1 rRNA gene is annotated in these 283 nt (G+C 50.2%); it reads left to right on the forward strand.

From position 1 onward, the window contains the following. Positions 1-283, forward strand: a 16S ribosomal RNA gene (locus QN347_RS19760); the annotation flags it as partial.

Genomic DNA, 283 nt, shown 5'->3' on the forward strand with positions numbered 1-283 from the left:
ATTCGATGCAACGCGAAAAACCTTACCTACCCTTGACATGTACGAAAGCCTGAAGAGATTTAGGTGTGCTCGCAAGAGAATCGTAACACAGGTGCTGCATGGCTGTCGTCAGCTCGTGTCGTGAGATGTTGGGTTAAGTCCCGCAACGAGCGCAACCCTTGTCATTAGTTGCTACATTTAAGGTGAGCACTCTAATGAGACTGCCGGTGACAAACCGGAGGAAGGTGGGGATGACGTCAAGTCCTCATGGCCCTTATGGGTAGGGCTTCACACGTCATACAAT

The sequence above is a fragment of the Sphingomonas sp. 10B4 genome (assembly GCF_035019905.1).
Lineage (GTDB): Bacteria > Pseudomonadota > Alphaproteobacteria > Sphingomonadales > Sphingomonadaceae > Sphingomonas > Sphingomonas glacialis.